The following is an 18,664-nucleotide window of genomic DNA, read 5'->3' as shown; positions in this document are numbered from 1 at the left end:
CAACGATCATGTGACAAACTTACAGCTAAAAAGCGATGATCCCTCCGGGACTGCGCCCCTTCGGGATCGGCAGGCGGAATGGCACCCCGTCAGAGGTGCTTTCTTTTTAGCTGTAAAACTCAAATGCGTCACCCCTGGATGAGCAAGTAGGCCTGAGAGTCTAAGGAGAAATTTTCCCAGTACCGATGGCCCCATCCTCCGATTGAGAGACGGGGGCTTACGCTCCGCCTGAGAGGGAGGGAAGATCCATCGAGATACCGAGGGAGAGGCGTGGCGTGAGCCGGGGCAGCTCGGCACCCGGCAGCGCAACGCTCGGCGGGACTAGATCGTACGACACACCTGCCGAGCCGTACACCCTCAGCCCACGGCCGACCGATGCGGAGAGCCGCAGCCCGGTACGCAGGTCCACCATCATCCGCTTCCTTCGCTCACCCTCCACGAGGAGGAGGTCACTCTCCGTCTCACTCCGGAGTGGCAGTGACAGTCCCACGGCACCATAGCCCGAGAGCTCTGAGGCACCTATCCGGAGTAGCCGGGCAGCCACACCGGGGCTGACGCCTATGGCGTGCAGCTCCTGCCTATAGTAGCCCTGCAGCCCCTGCTCTGCCAGCTCAAGCCTCTGCCAGGAGTAGGAGACCCCGAGGTCGGCATAGACCCTCTCACCCACGATCGGATGCATCAGGTGTGCCTCTACCTCCAGGACCGGCCGGCGCGTAAGCCGGACTGCAGCATCCTTGTGCTCAGAGCGTGAGGTGGAGGTGAGTAACGCCATTTGGCTCCCACCGCTTATCCCGTCGCGCCCGGGGATCAGTGCCGAGGCGAGGAGCCTGGTGGGGGGCGCAGGTCTCGGCATGACCGGGAGTGCACCCCTTCTATTTTGCTCCGCTACTTTGCCCTCTCTCATCGGTCGGTAGGTGGCGGGGTTGCCTGTCCCCGGGAGAGTACCTTCTCTATTTTGCCCCGCTTCACTGCCCCGCTTCGTCGGTCGGTAGGTGGCGGGACGACCTACCTCCGGAAGAGCACTCGTCGCAAGACGAACCTCCGTGGGACGGAGTGGCTCGATGGGCTGTAGTCTCCTGCGGACAGAGTGGCTCGGCAAAGCGGATGGCGAGTTTGCCTCCCCGCTCTCCTCCGTACCCCTCTGCACCACAGGCGAGGAGGGCACCTCACGGAAGACCGGATCAGCCGGCAGAGGCACCACTCCCTCCTTCGTACGAGGGGTGACGAGCAGAGCAATCAGCAGTCCCGCCACCGCTGCGACCATACTCGCTGCGATCAGGATGCCACGCTGCCGCCTCTTCCTCGGGACAAGTGCCGGCACCACCGGCGTCACCTCAGCTGCGGGGAGCTCGACCCCCTCCAGCCTCTCTCTCAGAGCAGCCTCCCAGGCTCCCGGGGCGGCGCTCACTCTCTTTCTCTCTCCTTTATCCATTGCTCCAGCTTATCCTTTAGTCTCCTCTTGGCGCGGCAATACTGTGACGCAGAGCTTCGCGCCCCGATCCCCAGCATCTCGCCTATCTCCCTGTGCGAGTGTCCCTCGATGGCGTATAGGCTGAATACCTGCCTATACCCCTCGGGCAGCTCCCCGATCATCTGCAGCAGCAGCTCCGGGCTGACCCGCTCAAGGAGAGACACCTCCTCCTCGCTGTCCTCCTCCGCCGCCACCTCCGTCAGGTCATCCATCGGGCACATACGCGCCTCGTGGAAGCTCTTGAGCGAATTGAGCGCCGTGTGGACGACGATACGCTTCACCCAGCCGTAGAGCGAGCCGTCCCCCCTGTAGGAGAAGGTCTCGGCGTGACGACACACCTTGATCATCGCCTCCTGGAGGACATCCTCAGCCTTATCTCGGTCGCCGGTGTAGCGATAGGCCACCGCCAGCAGCTGACCGGCATAGCGCCGATAGAGGAGACGAAAAGCCGCCTCCTCGTCTGACCGCAGCAGATCTGCTATCTCTCTATCGCTCATGCGTCACAGGATCCATCTACTCTCCCAACAACCCTCCACCCGATATACTGCACCGAGGGAGGGTGCAAAGTTCATATAATATCCCGATCCGCCCCCCCTGACGTCAAGACTTTCCTAATACCGATATTAGTGATGACTAATACCGATATTAGTGAAGTCTAATATCGGTATTAGATTTCATCGAGTGCGATGCAGTATTTCGTGGGGGTCGTTGTTAGGTAGGTGAAGGGGGGACATGGCAGCCCCCCGGAGATTAGTTTTTTACACCCAACAAAAAGTATCAAGACATCATGAAGTCACTACTCAAGGTCGGCGCACTCGCCACCATCACCCTCCTCACCGCTGTCGGTGCCACCGGCTGCAAGGACAAGAATAAGCCGGTCAATCCCGACAAGATCACCGTCACCCTCGACGCCACCGCCAAGACCATCGAGGTGGGCAAGAGCGAGACGCTGAAGGCAACCATCAAGGGGAAAAACGTCAAGGGCGTCACCATCCTCTGGCAGAGCAGCGACCCGAAGGTGGCCACCGTGGACAAGAGTGGCACCGTCAAGGGCATCAAGGCCGGCACCGCCAAGGTGACCGCCACAGCCTCTCGCGGCAAGGCCTCCGCCTCCTGCGCCATCACCGTCAAGGAAGCCAAGAAGTAACCCATTTAATTATTCACCATCCCTTCTGTGAAAAAAAATGCTGTGCCCTCCCGGCGCAGCATTTTTTTGTGTCCAAACTTTAACAATTACTCATACAGCTGATGGGGAGCGGGAAGGGACAAAAAGGCAGACAGCCGAGGGACTTTTGTCATAGTAAGAGTGGATAACTTTGGCTAACTTAGCCGGCGATTAAGAAGAGAGAGTTTCCCACTATTCATCTTCGTAAAACCATTACATCACTTTAGACCAGAGCTTTACATATGGAGACCGCTATGCTTAAGGAGGAGAAAGTTGTCCAGATGGACAATCCGCAGCGCACAGAGAGCCACCCGACAGTGACCACCACACTCGAGGTGATCAAGCGGGATGGGCGACGCGTACCCTTCGATAAGAGCAAGATCACCATCGCCATCGAGAAGGCGATGAACTCCTCCTCGGGGATCTACGAGGCGGGTCAGGCGGCGCAGATCGCCGACGAGATAGAGAGCTATGCCGCCATCGTCCGTACACCGATGACGATCCACTCCATCGAGGAGATGGTCTACTACAAGCTGACGACCTACGGCAACATCGCCACCGCCAAGGCATATGAGAGCTACCGGTCGGTGCAGGAATTTAAGCGCCAGAGCAATACCAACGACTCCAGCATCCTCGGCATCCTCAATAAGACCAACCGCGGCGTGATGGACGAGAACTCAAATAAGGACGCCAAGATCGTCTCCACGCAGCGCGACCTGATCGCCGGCGAGGTCTCCAAGGATATCGCCCGCCGACTCCTTATGCCGGCAGACATCGTGATGGCGCACGACAGCGGGGCAATCCACTTCCACGACATGGACTACATCATCCAGCCGATGTTCAATTGCTGCCTGATCAACCTCGAGGATATGCTTCGTCGCGGCACCTGCATCAATGGGAAGAAGATCGACAGCCCCAAGAGCTTCCAGGTCGCCTGCACCATCACGACGCAGATCATCGCTCAGGTCGCCTCGGGTCAGTATGGCGGCCAGTCGATCAACGGCATCGACCGCATCCTCGCCCCCTATGTGCGCCGGAGCTTCGACAAGTATCTGAAGTACGCCCTCGATGACCAGGAGAAGATCTACGGCATAGAGCCCAATCTCGAGAAGGCCAAGGAGGTGGCGTGGAAGCGGACGAAGAAGGAGGTAAAGGACGGCATCCAGACCATCCAGTACCAGATCAATACCCTCATGACGACGAATGGGCAGGCTCCCTTTGTCACCCTCTTCATGTACTTCCGGCCGGGGTACGAGTACGAGCGGGAGGCGGCGCTGATCACCGAGGAGATACTCCGGCAGCGGCTCGAGGGGATCAAGAATGAGTCAGACGTCTACGTGACGCCCGCTTTCCCCAAGCTCATCTACGTCCTCGACGAGCACAACGTCCACCCCGACAGCAAGTACTACTACCTCACCGAGCTGGCGGCGAAGTGCACCGCCCGCCGTATGTACCCCGACTATATCTCTGCGAAGAAGATGCGGGAGATCTATAAGGGGAATGTCTTCGCCCCGATGGGCTGCCGCAGCTTCCTCTCCCCCTGGCAGGATGAGGAGGGGAGGTACGTCTTCGACGGACGCTTCAATATGGGCGTCGTCAGTCTCAACCTTCCCCAGATCGGCATCCTCTCCGGCCGGGACGAGGAGCGCTACTTCACCATCCTCGAGAAGCGGCTCGAGCTCTGCAAGCGGGCGCTCCTCTTCCGCTACGAGCTGCTGAAGGACGTCACCAGCGATGTCTCGCCGATCCACTGGCAGTACGGGGCGATCGCCCGGCTCAAGCCGCACCAGCGGATCTACGACTACCTCCAGCGGGGCTACGCCACCATCTCGCTCGGCTACATCGGTCTCTACGAGGCCTCTATGCTGGTGACGGGAGAGCCGCACACGACAGAGGAGGGGCATCGATTTGCCCTCCGGGTGATGCGTCGGCTGAGGCAGGCGGTGGATGAGTGGAAGGCGGAGACCGGGCTCGGCTTTGCCCTCTACGGCACGCCCGCCGAGAGCCTCACCAATCGCTTTGCCAAGATCGACCTCGCCCGCTTCGGCTCTATAGAGAACGTCACCGACAAGGGCTACTACACCAATAGCTACCACGTCGATGTGCGGGAGCCGATCAGCGTCTTCGAGAAGTTTGACTTCGAGAGCGAGTTTCAGGACCTCTCCACCGGAGGCATGATCTCCTACGTCGAGATTCCCAATATGACCAATAACATCCCCGCCGTGCTGACGATGATCCGCTACATCTACGACCACATCACGTACGGGGAGTTCAATACCAAGAGCGACTACTGCCACGTCTGCGGCTTCGATGGCGAGATCAAGGTGAATGACGACAATGAGTGGGAGTGCCCTCAGTGCCACAATAAGGACCGCTCCAAGCTCACCGTCATCCGGCGCACCTGCGGCTACCTTGGAGAGAACTTCTGGAACGAAGGGCGGACAAAGGAGATCAAGTCCCGCGTCCTGCACATTTAGTACCGATGCCTCTCCACTACGCACAGATCCGCCGGTACGACGTGGCCAATGGCGAGGGGATCCGCACCTCCGTCTTCGTCACCGGCTGCACGCTGCACTGTGTCGACTGCTTCAACGTCCTCTACCAAGACCCCACCTACGGGACCGAGTGGAGCGAGGAGACGACCGCCCAAGTGATCGGCTACCTCCGAGACCCCAACGTCGCCGGGCTCACCCTCCTCGGGGGCGAACCGATGCAGAGTCCCGGGCTGGTGCCGGTGGTGGAGGAGATACGCCGCACACTGCCGGAGGGCAAGACGATCTGGGTCTACTCCGGCTACACCTACGAGCAGATCGTGGCGGATCCGGAGCGGCGGCGCCTCTTAGAGCTCTGTGATGTCCTCGTGGACGGACGCTTCGTCGCACGGCTCCGGGACCTCAGGCTTCGCTTCCGTGGCAGCTCCAATCAGCGGATCATCGCCATCCGACCCTCCCTCGCTGCCGGCACCCCGGTCCTCTACGACCCCGCATAGGCAGCTCCCCGACAATACAAAGGAGAATGTTGCACGAAAAGACCTTTGCAAAATGATCTTTCGCCGAAAAAGCACCGCTTTTTCGGCAGGGACTTTGCAGAATGCCCCAGATGCAAGGGACTGAGAGTGAGGGCGAAGGGAGTGTGCTTACGCACATGACCAAGCCCGAATCTCGAAAGTGACGCCGCAGATGGGGTATTATACAACAGTCTCCGAAGTGCCATTCTCGCACATTTGCTTCATATGTGCAGAGACTTTGCACGAAGTATGAGATGCAAGGCGCTGAGGATAAGACCGAAAGGAGCGTACTCACGTACGTGACCGAGACCGAATTCCGAAAGCAACGCAGCAGATCGCCTTCGTGCAACAGTCTCCAAAGAGGTTTCGAGACACAAGTCTCAGAACCTCTTTTTTTGTACTGCTTCACAAGGGTATCGTAGATTATTTAATAAATCATTATCTTTGCTATGCGAGCAGGAGGTAAATCCAGACTCCTCTACCTCGCTCCTTGAGAGTTACGTATGAGCGACGACTGTACCGGTAAGGTGCCGAAGCTCTTGACCACAAACCTTTTATAATCACAAGTAACAGCATGAATGTTATCAGATCGCTAAGGCTGGCAAGCATTGCCTCGCTGCTGGTCTTACTCTTCACCACTGTTGCCCAGGCCCAGACGGTCACCGTCACCGGTACTGTCAAGGACACTACAGGGGAGCCGGTCATCGGCGCCTCCGTGGCAGTCGTCGGCGTCCCCGGTAAGGGAGCAACCGCTGACCTGGACGGCAACTTCACCATCACCGCAGTGCCCTCCGATGCAACGCTGCGCATCTCCTTCGTCGGCATGAAGACGCAGGAGATCGCTCTGCAGGGACGCACGCACATTGACGTCGTCCTCCACGAGGACTCCGAGCTCCTCGATGAGGTCGTCGTCGTCGGCTACGGTACCCAGAAGAAAGTCAACCTGACCGGGTCTGTATCCGCACTCGATGGAAAAACACTAGAGGCCAGACCTGTAGCAAACGTTGCTCAGGCTCTGCAAGGTGCAGTCCCGGGTCTTAACCTCGGCACAACCAACGCCGGTGGTGAGCTTAATGGAGGGATGAGCCTGAATATTAGAGGTGCCGGTACCATCGGTGATGGGTCAAGCTCAAGTCCATTGGTACTTATCGACGGAACTGAGGGAAACCTCTATTCACTCTCTCCCAACGACATCGAGAGCATCTCTGTGCTCAAGGATGCCTCCTCCTCTGCCATCTATGGATCCCGCGCTGCATTCGGTGTGATCCTCGTCACCACCAAGAGTGGTAAAGAGGGGAAAGCTCGTGTTAGCTACAATGGTAATGTCCGCTTCTCCACGGCCACACAGGTACCCCAGCAGATGGACTCGTACACCTTTGCGCAGTACTGGAACGATGCCTCCTCCAACTCCGGTCAAGGTCCAGCCTTCAACGATGAGATGCTCAGACTCATCAAGGGCTACCAGGAGGGCACCCTCACCGGTGAAGAAGCCTGGGGCACAAGATGGAACGGATATGACGCCAATGAGCCATGGGCCATGTACACAGGCAGCTGGTGCAACACCAACTGGTTTGCCGAAATGTACCGTACCAACGTCCCCTCTCAGGAGCACAATGTCTCTCTCACCGGAGGTTCCAAGAGTGTCAATTACTACCTCAGTGGCTCACTCCTCGACCAGAATGGACTGATCCGTCATGGACGTGACACCTTCAAGAGATACAACCTCAATGGCAGAGTCAGCGTAGACGTCTACTCCTGGCTCAATCTCACCTACAGTACCAAGTGGTCCCGCAGCGACTACTCCCGTCCGTCCTATATGACCGGTCTTTTCTTCCACAATATTGCGCGCCGCTGGCCGACCAACCCTGTCTATGATCCTCACGGACACCTTGTCCCCTACAATGAGATCATACAGATGGAGACCGGAGGACTTCATAAGGAGACCAAGGATGCACTCTACCAGCAGCTGGTGGCTGAGGTCAAGCCACTGGACGGCTGGATCATCCGACTTGAGGGTAACTACAATACCGAGACCGGATTTACCCACTGGGATAAACTGCCCGTCTACTACTACGACATGGACAATCGCCCCACGCTATCGAAGTGGGATCAAGGCCTTGATGACCGTGGCAAGAGTGCTGTGTCGGAGAGCGGGTGGAAGAGAGATTACTTCAATGGTCGATTCTACACGGAGTACAACTTTACCGTAGGAAAGTCGGAGATGAAGGTCCTCGGTGGTCTCGATATGGAGCTTAGCAAGAACCGTGATCTCGGGATCAATACTCAAAACCTGATCTCGCCGGATGTCCCCACGATCAATACCTCTAGCTACGATAAGCCGGGGGTCTGGGGCGGATACAATCACTGGGCCACCATGGGATTCTTCGGACGCGTCAATTACGCCTACGACTCCCGATACCTAGCAGAGATCTCAATCCGACGGGACGGCTCCTCCCGCTTCATCGGTGACAAAACCTGGGCAACCTTCCCCTCCTTCTCACTCGGATGGAACATTGCCAACGAGGCTTTCTTTGCTGAGGCGCAGAAGTATGTGGGGCAGCTGAAGCTTCGTGGGTCTTGGGGTGCGCTTGGCAACACCAATACGAAAGCCCTTTACCCATGGTTCCAAAGCATGCCCACCGGGGTGGCCAACTCGGCTTGGCTTGTCCAGGGCAACCGCATGAATACCTCCAACGCTCCCGGTCTGGTCTCCGGTGCTCTCACCTGGGAGCGGATCCAGAACTGGAATGTCGGTCTCGACTTTGCCGTACTTGACAACCGTCTGCAGGGTAGCTTCGACTACTTCGTACGTGACACCAAGGATATGGTTGCCCCTGCACCGGAGCAACCTTCCATTCTCGGAGCCCAGATGCCTAAAATCAACAACGCTGACATGAGGTCTCAGGGATGGGAGCTGGAACTTCGCTGGAGAGACCACTTCAAGGATGGCAACTATGGTCTCCGCTTTGTCCTCTCGGACGACAAGCAGACGATTACGAGGTTCAATAATCCGACTAAGTCGCTCAACACCTGGTATGCCGGTCGCGTCAATGGCGACATCTGGGGCTACGAGGTGAAGGGACTGGCTCAGACTCAGGAGGAGATGGACAAGCATCTTGCTGACAATCGTCCGAGCTGGGGTGGCAACTGGGGTGCCGGCGATGTGATGTACATCAATAAGGTAGACCCCGTGGATGAGAATGGCAAGATCATCGCGTCTCAGAAGGGACTGATCAACGATGGGAAAAACACCGCTGATGACCATGGGGATCTGTCCATCATCGGTAACAGCATGCCCCACTTCCGCTTCGGAATCAACGCTGACGTTGCATGGAAGGGAATTGACTTCCGCATCTTCCTGCAGGGTGTCGGTAAGAGAGATTGGTGGGACGGCTCCGTCTACTCCATTGGAGCCAACACCGGTATGTGGCAGAGTGTTGCCTTCACTGAGCATCTCGACTACTGGCGTCCTGAGGGTAGCTCGCTTGGCGCCAACCCCGGTGGCTATTACCCGAGACCCCTATTTGGCGATGGGTGGAAGAATTTCAAGCCCAATACACGCTACCTCCAGGATGCTTCCTATATGCGCATCAAGAATATCCAGCTCGGCTACACCCTGCCGGAGAGCATTAGCTCCAAGCTTAGTATGTCTCGCGCCAGAGTCTACGTCTCGGCAGACAACCTCGTCACCTTTACCAAGATGACTAAGATCTACGACCCGGAGGGACTCGGTGGTGGTTGGGGACCCGGCAAGCTCTATCCTCTCATGAGGACCATCTCCGTCGGACTCAATCTCAACTTCTAATCAAGAATGAATCCTATGAATCACTATATAAAGATAGCATCAGCCGTTGCGCTGGTATGCCTCGTCGCGACCTCCTGCGACTTCCTTGACAGGAAGCCACTTGACCAGGTCGGGTCTGATACATTCTATCAGACTGCCGAGCAGGTGGGGACCTTCCCCATCAATTACTACCCCGCCGTCTTCGCCTCTCATGGGAGATGGAATATGGGTATTGGCAGCTTCGATAATGGCACGGACAATCAAGCCGGAGTCAATGGGAGCAATGTCTTCGTCAAGGACAGATGGCAGGTCCCCTCGACCGGTGGCATCGGCTTCGGAAACATCCGTAACTGCAATTGGTTTTGCGCCCAAGTGGAGAAGCGCCTGAAAGATGGTGTCTACACCGGTGAGGAGGATCTCGCCAAGAGTTACCTCGCAGAGACTTATGTGATCCGCGCACTCCTCTATTACGACAAGCTGGTGGCCTTCGGGGACTACCCGATCCTCACAGACTATATTGACGACACGGCTGATCTTGTCGGCCTCTCTAAGAGACAGCCTCGTAACGAGGTGGCGCGCTTTATCTTAAAGGAGATAGATAAGGCGATCCCCATGCTAAAGGATCAGACTCCAGGCAATCAGCGGATCTCAAAGCCCGTGGCACAGCTACTGAAAGCACGCATTGCCCTCTACGAGGGAACGTTTGAGCGCTATCACCGCGGGACCGGACGCGTACCGGGTGATGCCACATGGCCGGGTAAGGATAAGGAGTGGAATAAGGGTAAGACCTTTGACCAGGAAGCAGAGGTCAAGTTCTTCCTTACTGAGGCAATGAACGCTGCTAAGGCGGCAGCGGAAAGCCACTTCTCCCTGACGGCGAGCAGTCACAAGATCGATCCTGATGCCGGTCAGACCTCGGGGTGGAATCCCTACTTCGAGATGTTTGGAAGCAACAACCTCTCTAAGGTATCCGAGGTGATGCTTTGGCGTGAGTACAGCAAGAAGTACGACATCACACACGACGTGAGCCAGATGGTAGCCACAGGTGCCGGTATGGGGTGGACACGCGGTCTCGTGGAGAGCTTCCTGATGAAGAATGGTCTGCCCATCTACAGCCCTGCTTCCGGCTACCATGGTGATGTGACAGTCGATAAGGCTAGGACGGATCGTGATGAGCGACTCCAGCTCTTCGTTGCCGGTGAGACCACGCCCATCAGACTTGGCACGGGTGATATGGGCACTATAGTGACTCCCAGTAAGACCGGTAAGGCTCCCTTTATGCTTGAGGTGGCGCAAAATCGTGACGTGACCGGATATCACCCGCGGAAGTTCTTCAGCTACAGCTCGGACGCTCTCCAGGGCGGTCAGACCGGTGCCGTCACTCTGCGGCTCAGCGAGGCATACCTCATCTATATGGAGGCCTCTTATGAGCTCACCCACAGGATCGACGACACGGCGAAGGCCTACTGGACTGCACTCCGCGCCCGTGCCGGCATCACTGCACCAATCAGTGTTACGATCGATGCCACAGACATGGCTTACGAGGCAAACGTCAATCGTGACTCCTACGACTGGGGTGCCTTCTCCGCAGGAAAGCCGATTGATGCCACCCTCTACAGCATCCGCCGTGAGCGCCGTAGCGAGTTTGCCGGTGAGGGTCACCGCTGGGATGATCTCGTGCGCTGGTCTGCCATGGATCAGGTGACAAACTATCAGATCGAAGGGGTCAACTTCTGGACCGAGATGTGGAACTGGGATATCTACTGGAACGTAGACAAGAAGACCAAAGAGCGCACCACCTCGAAGGTACTTGCCGACGGAAGCAGCAAGGCCAATATCTCCTCCAAGGAGCTGAGCAAGTATCACCGCCCCTACCAGGTGATCAAGGCGAATAACCCCTTCTATGAGGGATACACCTTCTATCCCGTCTACTACCTCTCGCCCTTCTCTGTGAGGGAGATGGAGCTCTGCTCTCCCACGGGAGACCCTGCTCAGAGCAACCTCTATCAGAACCCGGGGTGGCCAATTACCAGCACCTATCCTACATATAGCAAGTAAGTAAGCGAGTAGGAACCACTCTGCATTCATTGAGAGACGATACATCCAAGTGGGTGTATCGTCTCTCTGCTTCTTTCACCCACAAGGGAGATCATTTAGTCACTTCCTGACTGAGGAGTGCGACACCGCTGTCGGACGGTGGATGGATGGGAGGTAATGTCAGCGGTCAGCGAGGAGGCGGAGGGCGCTCTGCGCTGCCATCTGGTCGGCAGCCTTCTTGCTGGGACCACTCCCCCGGGAGAGGATCTCGCCCTCAGCCCCGACACGGAGCGCAATGTGGTGGACCACCTCGCCGGGTGTCTCCTCCGTCTCCCCGAGGTAGTCAAAGAGGTAGGGCGTGCCCTCCCGCTGCATCTTGATGATAAAGGCCGACTTGTAGTCCTCCTCCTGGCGGGAGACCTTATCCATATTCTTCCGCGAGATCACCACCTGCTTCTTGACAAAGTCGGCAGTCGCCTCAAATCCCTTGTCGAGATAGAGCGCCCCGATGAAGGCCTCGAGGGCATTCCCCGGCACATCACTATGCTCGAGGTCGACCCCGGGAGAGACCCTGAGGACTTTATCGATCCCCATATTGCGGGCCAGCTTATTGATCTGCTTGCGGCTGCTGAGGAAGGAGCGGATCTGCGTCAGCCCACCCTCATCCTCATCGGGATAGAGCTGGTAGGCAGCGGCAGCGATCACGGCACCGAGGAGGCTGTCGCCGAGGTACTCAAGCCGCTCATTTTGCTTCCCCCCGTTACTGCCGACATAAGAGGAGTGGGTGAGTGCCTGGGCAAAGATCCTCCAGTCGGTCGGCCTCTGCCCAGTCACCTCGCGGACAAAGCTCTCGACAGTACGTCGGTACTCCTCAGCCGGTGTGATCCTCCGCCTCTTGGCGGGGGCTTGACCGAGAGTGCGGACACTCTGCTTAAGCAGGTCCAGAAGGTGTCCCATGTGGCTCATGGCCACCCGTCTTACTTCCACTTCTTGAGTATGATGGTGCCGTTGTGCCCACCGAAGCCGAAGGTATTGGAGAGCGCATACTCTATGGGGCGCTCCTTGGCGGTGTTAAAGGTAAAGTCGAGCCTCGGGTCAAAGTCCGGATCATCGTCATCCGCAGCGTGATTGATCGTCGGGGGGATGATCCCGTCCCTAAGGGCGAGGATCGACAGCACCGCCTCGACGGCTCCTGCACCACCGAGGAGGTGACCGGTCATCGACTTCGTGGAGCTGATGCTCATCTTGCTCACGTGATCACCGAAGAGATTGACGATGGCGCGCGCCTCACTGATATCCCCGACGGGGGTGGAGGTGCCGTGGACATTGATGTAGTCGATCTTGTCGGGCGTGACTCCCGCATCCTCCATGGCTCGCGTCATCACGAGCCGAGCGCCCAGCCCCTCAGGGTGAGAGGCGGTGAGGTGGTAGGCATCGGCGCTCATGCCGACACCGACGATCTCCGCATAGATCCGTGCCCCGCGTGCCACGGCATGCTCCATCTCCTCCAGCACGAGGATCGCACCGCCCTCACCGAGGACGAAGCCATCCCTACTCTTGGAGAAAGGCCGAGAGGCGGTCTCGGGGCTGTCGTTGCGTGTCGAGAGCGCCTGGAGGCTATTGAAGCCTCCCAGCCCGCTGACGGAGATCGCCGCCTCCGCACCACCAGCGAGGCAGATGGGCGTGCGGCCGAGACGGATATTGTCGACCGCAGAGATGATGGAGTGGGTCGAGGAGGCGCAAGCGGAGACGGTCCCAAAGTTGGGTCCCCGGAAGCCATACTCAATCGAGATCACCCCGGCAGCCATATCGCTGATCAGCTTAGGCACCATATAGGGAGAGAAGTGGGGTCCCTTCTCTGCATCGTAGTCGAGGAGGTTCTCCTCGAGTGAACTGATCCCACCGATGCCGCTGCAGACGATCACCCCGATCTCATCCTTATCCTCCCGCTCCAGATCGAGCTGAGAGTCCTCGAGGGCCTCCCTCGCAGCGATGAGGGCAAATTGGGTGTAGCGGTCGCACTTCTTGGCCAGCTTACGATCCAGGAAGTCGGTCACCTGGAAGTCCTTCACCTCACAGGCAAAGTGTGTCTTGAAGTGCTCCGGTTCAAAGAGCGTGATCGGCCCGGCACCACTACGCCCGGCCTTGGCTGCTGCCCACGTCGATGGCACGTCGTATCCGAGCGGTGTGATGGCGCCGACTCCGGTGACGACTACTCTTTTTAGCTCCATGTATATATGATTGATTGTGCGGTGAAGTCCATGCGGACATCCGATCTCCCCCGGCTCCCCCTTACGAGCAAAGGGGATGGTCCGCAGCTACGGACACACCCCCTAAGATCTGTCAGACGGACTGAGCCGTACCCGCATCGGGACAGCTCTCTCCGAGGCAAAAAGCCCCTACGACAGAGGCTCCGGTGATCGATGATTAAAGACCTTTGCAAAATGGTCTTTCGCCGAAAAAGCGGCGCTTTTTCGGCAGGGACTTTGCAGAATGCCCCAGATGCAAGGGACTGAGAGTGAGGGCGAAGGGAGTGTGCTTACGCACATGCCCAAGCCCGAATCTCGAATGTGACGCCGCAGATGGGGTATTATGCAAAGGTCTCGATTAGCGATCCTTGACAGCCTCCAGGACGTGGTCCACAGCGTCGCCGACGGTCTGGATCTTCTGAGCCTCGTCGTCCTCGATCTTGATGTCAAACTCCTTCTCAAACTCCATGATCAGCTCCACGGTGTCGAGAGAGTCAGCACCCAGGTCCAGGGTGAAGTTAGCCTCATCCTTTACCTCAGAGGCATCGACATTAAGCTTGTCAACGATGATGTCCTCTACCTTCTTTGCGACTTCGTCACGTGTCATATTGGTATGTCTATTTAGTGATTAAGTATTGAAAAAACGTATCTTTGTCTCATAGGGATGGGATCAACGCACAGCATACCTCACCCTTAGACAAGGCAAAGATACATATAATTTGCACAATGAAATAAGTTCGTGCATTTTCGCATTATGACTAAGATAGCAATATTCGCCTCCGGCAACGGAACCAATATGGAGCAGATCGCTGAGTACCTCGTCGCCCACCCGGAGGCAGCGCTCACCGTCGCCTGCGTGGTGATCAACCGCCAAGAGGCCTATGTACGCCACCGAGCAGAGCGTCTTGGGATCGAGGTGAAGTACTTCACCCGCGCGGAGCTGGCCGACCCGGAGGTGCTGCTGCCCTACCTCCGCGAGCGGGGTGTGGAGGCGATCGTGCTGGCGGGGTATATGGCGCTCATCCCGCACTTCCTCCTCGAGGCCTATCCGGGGCTGATCCTCAATATCCACCCCGCCCTCCTGCCCAAGTATGGAGGCAAGGGGATGTACGGCATGCACGTCCACGAGGCGGTCCACGCCGCCGGCGAGCGGGAGACCGGCATCACGATCCACGAGATCGACGAGCAATACGACCGCGGGAGGACGATCTACCAGGCGCGCACCGAGATCAGCCCCGAGGATACACCGGAGGAGATCGCCGCCAAGATCCACCTCCTCGAGCGCGACCATTATCCCCGCATCGTGGTCCGCTGGATCGAGTCAAAGCGCGAGGAGCACCTCCTCCACCGATAGTCCCCCGTCAACCCTGTCCTCCCCCCCTTTTTCTGTGGGAGAAATCTAATACCGGTAAAAGAAAACTCTAATACCGATATTAGAGATCACTAATACCGATATTAGTCGCGCCTAATATCGGTATTAGATTTTTGCCACCTCTGCGCTGCCTTATCGGACGGGTCGGACGGACGCGCTGTCATATCGGACGGGTCGGACGAGTCGGACGAGTCGGACAGCGCAGGCAACACCTGGGATCCGCCAAGGAAGTCCGCCTCACCTGCCGATCCCGCAGGGGCCCCCGACGGGGGTGCTTCTCCCCTTTTGGTCCTCGCTCGCCCGGCCGACCCGGCCGATGGAGACCGCTTTTTTATTCTCTCGGGGAAAATGGCTAATTTTACACTGTCGGAGTTTGGCCCCGACCTTTTTGCCACTAAAAATCATCTAACCAAATACTTATACAATCGATTCATGAATACAACTGACTTCAGCATCCGCGAGATCGGCGTCACCGACCCCGAGGAGAAGAAGAGGATGCTCGAGACCATCGGTGTCAAGAGCGTCGATGACCTCATCCACCGTGTCATGCCGTCGGACATCCTGCTCGACAAGGAGCTGGACCTCCCCGAGCCGATGAGCGAGCGCGAGCTGATCGAGCACATCAATGAGCTGGGCGAGAAGAATCAGATCTTCTCCTCCTACATCGGTATGGGCTGGTACGACACCTGCACCCCCGCCGTCATCCAGCGTAATATCCTCGAGAACCCCGCTTGGTACACCTCCTACACGCCCTATCAGGCAGAGGTGTCGCAGGGTCGACTGGAGGCGCTCTTCAACTTCCAGACCGTCATCACCGAGCTTACCCGCCTCCCGCTGACCAATTGCTCCCTCCTCGATGAGGCGACCGCAGCTGCCGAGGCATGCGCTATGCTGCTGAATGTCCGTAAGCGGGCTGAGGAGAAGACCAAGACGAAGATCTTCGTCTCCAACAACCTCTTCACCACCACCCGCCGCGTCATCGAGACACGCGCCTCGCAGTGGGACTGCGAGCTGGTCTACGGCTGCCCCGATGAGATCACCCTCGACGAGACCTTCGCCGGTGCCGTCGTCCAGTATACCAATGACAATGGTCAAGTGATCGAGCTCAAGAGCTTCCTCGAGAAGGCAAAGAAAGCCGGCGTCCGTGTCGCTGTCGCTGCCGACCTGATGTCCCTCGTGCTGATGACCCCTCCCGGTGAGCTGGGTGCCGACATTGTCTTCGGCTCTTCTCAGCGCTTCGGCGTGCCGATGTACTTCGGTGGTCCCTCCGCCGGCTACCTCGCCGCCACCGATGAGTACAAGCGCATCATCCCGGGACGCATCATCGGTGTGACCGTCGACCGTCTGGATCACAAGGCCTTCCGCCTCGCTCTCCAGACCCGCGAGCAGCACATCAAGCGCGAGCGCGCCACCTCCAATATCTGTACCGCTCAGGCACTCCTCGCCACCATCGCCGGTATGTATGCCGTCTATCACGGACCGGAGGGACTCAAGGACATCGCTGGGCGGATCCACACCTACACCGTAGTCCTCGACCGTCAGCTCCGCAAGCTTGGCTACAAGCAGGCCAATACGCTCTACTTCGACACCCTCAAGATCGTCGACCTCTCCGAGGAGAAGGTCGACGCCATCCGTCGCATCGCCGAGGAGAGTGGCTGCAACTTCCGCTACTTCGCTGACGGCACCTCCATCGGCATCTCCCTCGATGAGACCACGGAGGTGAGCGACCTCGCTACCCTCTTCTACATCTTCACCGAGGCGAAGAAGGCCGACTCTGAGGTCGACGTGCCGGAGATCCCCGCTGAGTGGCTGCCGATGGACGAGAAGGTCCGTCGCGAGGGCGACTTCATGCAGCAGGAGGTCTTCAGCCTCTACCACACCGAGACCGAGCTGATGCGCTACTGCACCCGTCTCGGTCGGCGTGACCTCTCCCTTGCCGACTCGATGATCTCCCTCGGCTCCTGCACGATGAAGCTCAATCCTGCCGCCTCCCTCTTCATCCTCTCCAATGCCCACTTCTCCTGCATCCACCCCTACGCTCCCTCAGAGCAGGTGGAGGGCTACCTCGAGATGATCGACGGGCTCGGCAAGATGCTCTGCACGATCACAGGATTTGACGACATCTCCTTTATGCCCAACTCCGGTGCCGCCGGTGAGTACGCCGGTCTGCGCACCATCCGCGAGTACTTCATCGACCACGGGCAGGAGGACCGCAAGGTGATCCTCCTCCCCGAGTCGGCTCACGGCACCAACCCCGCCTCCACCTCCCTCGCCGGACTGGAGCCGGTGATCGTCAAGTCGACGGAGAATGGCGAGATCGACGTAGAGGACTTCCGCACCAAGGCGGAGCAGCACAAGGACCGCCTCGCCGGCACCATGATCACCTACCCGAGTACATACGGCATCTTCGAGGTACACATCCGTGAGCTCCTCAAGATCGTTCACGAGCGTGGTGGTCTGGTCTACATGGATGGTGCCAATATGAATGGTCAGTGCGGCTGGACCAACCCCGGCTTCATCGGTGCCGACGTCTGCCACCTCAACCTCCACAAGACATTCGCCATCCCCCACGGTGGTGGCGGTCCCGGTGAGGGCTGCATCTGCATGACGAGCAAGCTCGCACCCTACAAGCCCTCTCACCCGCTGATGCATGGCGAGGACCGCATCCCCGTCTCCGCAGCGCCCTTCGGCAGCGCCGGCATCCTCGGCATCACCTACGCCTACATCCGCATGATGGGCGCCAAGGGACTCAAGGCTGCCACCGCCGGAGCGATCCTCAACTCCAATTACCTCTCCGCACGTCTGCAGGAGGACTATGGCGTCCTCTACCGCGGTGAGACCGGCTTCGTCGGTCACGAGTGCATCGTCGAGTGCCGCAACTTTGGCTCCGTCGGCATCACCGACCTCGACATCGCCAAGCGACTGATGGACTACAACTACCACGCCCCGACGCTCTCCTTCCCCGTACACGGCACCCTCATGGTGGAGCCGACCGAGAGTGAGAGCCTCAAGGAGCTCGACCGCTTCGTCGAGGTGATGAAGCGCATCCGCGCCGACATCCAGGAGATCATGGATGGCAAGGCCGACGTGGAGGACAACGTCCTCAAGAATGCCCCCCACCCCCTCTACGAGGTGGCCACCGACGAGTGGAGCCACCCCTACACGAGGGAGAAGGCTGCCTTTGACCTCCCCTACCTCCACGACTGGAAGCACTGGGTCAATGTTGCTCGCGTCAACGACGGCTACGGCGACCGCAACCTCGTCTGCTGCTACATCCCTGCCGGCGAGCTTATCTCCAATGAGAATGCGATGAAGGAGGAGAAGTAATCCCCCGTCCCTGATACCTGAGGGGGCACAGCACAGAGAGAGATCACTCTCTGCGCTGTGCCCCCTCTCTGTATGCTAAGGAGTGCTACCTTATCGGACGGGTCGGACGGGTCGGACAGTGCAATAGACACCTCGTGTCTACCTACATGGTTCGCCACACCTGGCGGATGAGACGGCAAGAGGGGGCTTAGGAGGGGAAATTGTCTTATCTTTGTCACCTAAAAAGACCTTTGCAAAATGGTCTTTCGCCGA

General features: G+C 58.2%; 12 protein-coding genes. 7 read left to right on the top strand and 5 right to left on the bottom strand.

Annotated elements, in window-relative coordinates; genetic code table 11:
- Positions 1-217 precede the first annotated feature (217 nt).
- Complete coding sequence (locus tag HMPREF2890_RS06890) at positions 218-1,432, bottom strand: hypothetical protein (protein WP_070466957.1); 1,215 nt, start codon at positions 1,430-1,432, stop codon at positions 218-220.
- The gene (locus HMPREF2890_RS06885; protein WP_070466955.1) at positions 1,405-1,968 is read right to left on the bottom strand and encodes an RNA polymerase sigma factor; all 564 of its coding nucleotides are present in this window, start codon (positions 1,966-1,968) and stop codon (positions 1,405-1,407) included. The genes HMPREF2890_RS06890 and HMPREF2890_RS06885 overlap by 28 nt, the downstream gene beginning before the upstream one ends.
- A gap of 290 nt (positions 1,969-2,258) precedes the next feature.
- Between HMPREF2890_RS06885 and HMPREF2890_RS06880 the strand changes: the two genes are divergently transcribed.
- From HMPREF2890_RS06880 to HMPREF2890_RS06860, 5 genes are all read left to right on the top strand, one after another.
- Positions 2,259-2,618, top strand: a complete 360-nt coding sequence (locus HMPREF2890_RS06880; protein WP_083289864.1) for an Ig-like domain-containing protein — start codon at positions 2,259-2,261, stop codon at positions 2,616-2,618.
- Positions 2,619-2,878: 260 nt separating this feature from the next.
- Positions 2,879-5,113 (top strand): anaerobic ribonucleoside-triphosphate reductase, encoded by a 2,235-nt coding sequence (gene nrdD / locus HMPREF2890_RS06875; protein ID WP_210394782.1) that lies wholly within the window; start codon positions 2,879-2,881, stop codon positions 5,111-5,113.
- A 5-nt stretch (positions 5,114-5,118) separates the two neighbouring features.
- Positions 5,119-5,625 carry an anaerobic ribonucleoside-triphosphate reductase activating protein gene (nrdG, locus tag HMPREF2890_RS06870; RefSeq protein ID WP_070466952.1) on the top strand — a complete coding sequence of 169 codons (507 nt, stop codon included), beginning with the start codon at positions 5,119-5,121 and terminating at the stop codon, positions 5,623-5,625.
- A 592-nt stretch (positions 5,626-6,217) separates the two neighbouring features.
- The gene (locus tag HMPREF2890_RS06865) at positions 6,218-9,448 is read left to right on the top strand and encodes a SusC/RagA family TonB-linked outer membrane protein (RefSeq protein WP_070466949.1); all 3,231 of its coding nucleotides are present in this window, start codon (positions 6,218-6,220) and stop codon (positions 9,446-9,448) included.
- Positions 9,449-9,463: 15 nt separating this feature from the next.
- On the top strand, positions 9,464-11,485 hold the full coding sequence (locus tag HMPREF2890_RS06860) for a RagB/SusD family nutrient uptake outer membrane protein (RefSeq protein ID WP_083289863.1): 2,022 nt from the start codon (positions 9,464-9,466) through the stop codon (positions 11,483-11,485).
- A 159-nt stretch (positions 11,486-11,644) separates the two neighbouring features.
- Here the strand turns inward: HMPREF2890_RS06860 and HMPREF2890_RS06855 are convergent, their stop codons facing one another.
- The 3 genes from HMPREF2890_RS06855 to HMPREF2890_RS06845 form a co-directional block, all read right to left on the bottom strand.
- Positions 11,645-12,421: a ribonuclease III family protein gene (locus tag HMPREF2890_RS06855; RefSeq protein WP_070466969.1), complete on the bottom strand. Its 777-nt coding sequence runs from the start codon at positions 12,419-12,421 to the stop codon at positions 11,645-11,647.
- A gap of 20 nt (positions 12,422-12,441) precedes the next feature.
- The gene (gene fabF / locus HMPREF2890_RS06850; protein WP_070466944.1) at positions 12,442-13,695 is read right to left on the bottom strand and encodes a beta-ketoacyl-ACP synthase II; all 1,254 of its coding nucleotides are present in this window, start codon (positions 13,693-13,695) and stop codon (positions 12,442-12,444) included.
- A 376-nt stretch (positions 13,696-14,071) separates the two neighbouring features.
- The gene (locus HMPREF2890_RS06845) at positions 14,072-14,320 is read right to left on the bottom strand and encodes an acyl carrier protein (RefSeq protein WP_070466942.1); all 249 of its coding nucleotides are present in this window, start codon (positions 14,318-14,320) and stop codon (positions 14,072-14,074) included.
- 147 nt (positions 14,321-14,467) lie between these two features.
- Between HMPREF2890_RS06845 and HMPREF2890_RS06840 the strand changes: the two genes are divergently transcribed.
- Both HMPREF2890_RS06840 and gcvP read left to right on the top strand, forming a co-directional pair.
- The gene (locus HMPREF2890_RS06840) at positions 14,468-15,067 is read left to right on the top strand and encodes a phosphoribosylglycinamide formyltransferase (RefSeq protein ID WP_070466940.1); all 600 of its coding nucleotides are present in this window, start codon (positions 14,468-14,470) and stop codon (positions 15,065-15,067) included.
- A gap of 450 nt (positions 15,068-15,517) precedes the next feature.
- Entirely contained in the window at positions 15,518-18,412 is a 2,895-nt protein-coding gene (gene gcvP / locus HMPREF2890_RS06835) for an aminomethyl-transferring glycine dehydrogenase (protein ID WP_070466938.1), read from the top strand.
- The last annotated feature ends 252 nt before the right edge of the window (positions 18,413-18,664 follow it).

It is taken from the genome of Porphyromonas sp. HMSC065F10 (genome assembly GCF_001808555.1).
Taxonomy (GTDB): domain Bacteria; phylum Bacteroidota; class Bacteroidia; order Bacteroidales; family Porphyromonadaceae; genus Porphyromonas_A.
Note: the sequence above shows the minus strand (reverse complement) of the source record. Positions and strands in the feature narration are given on the sequence as shown.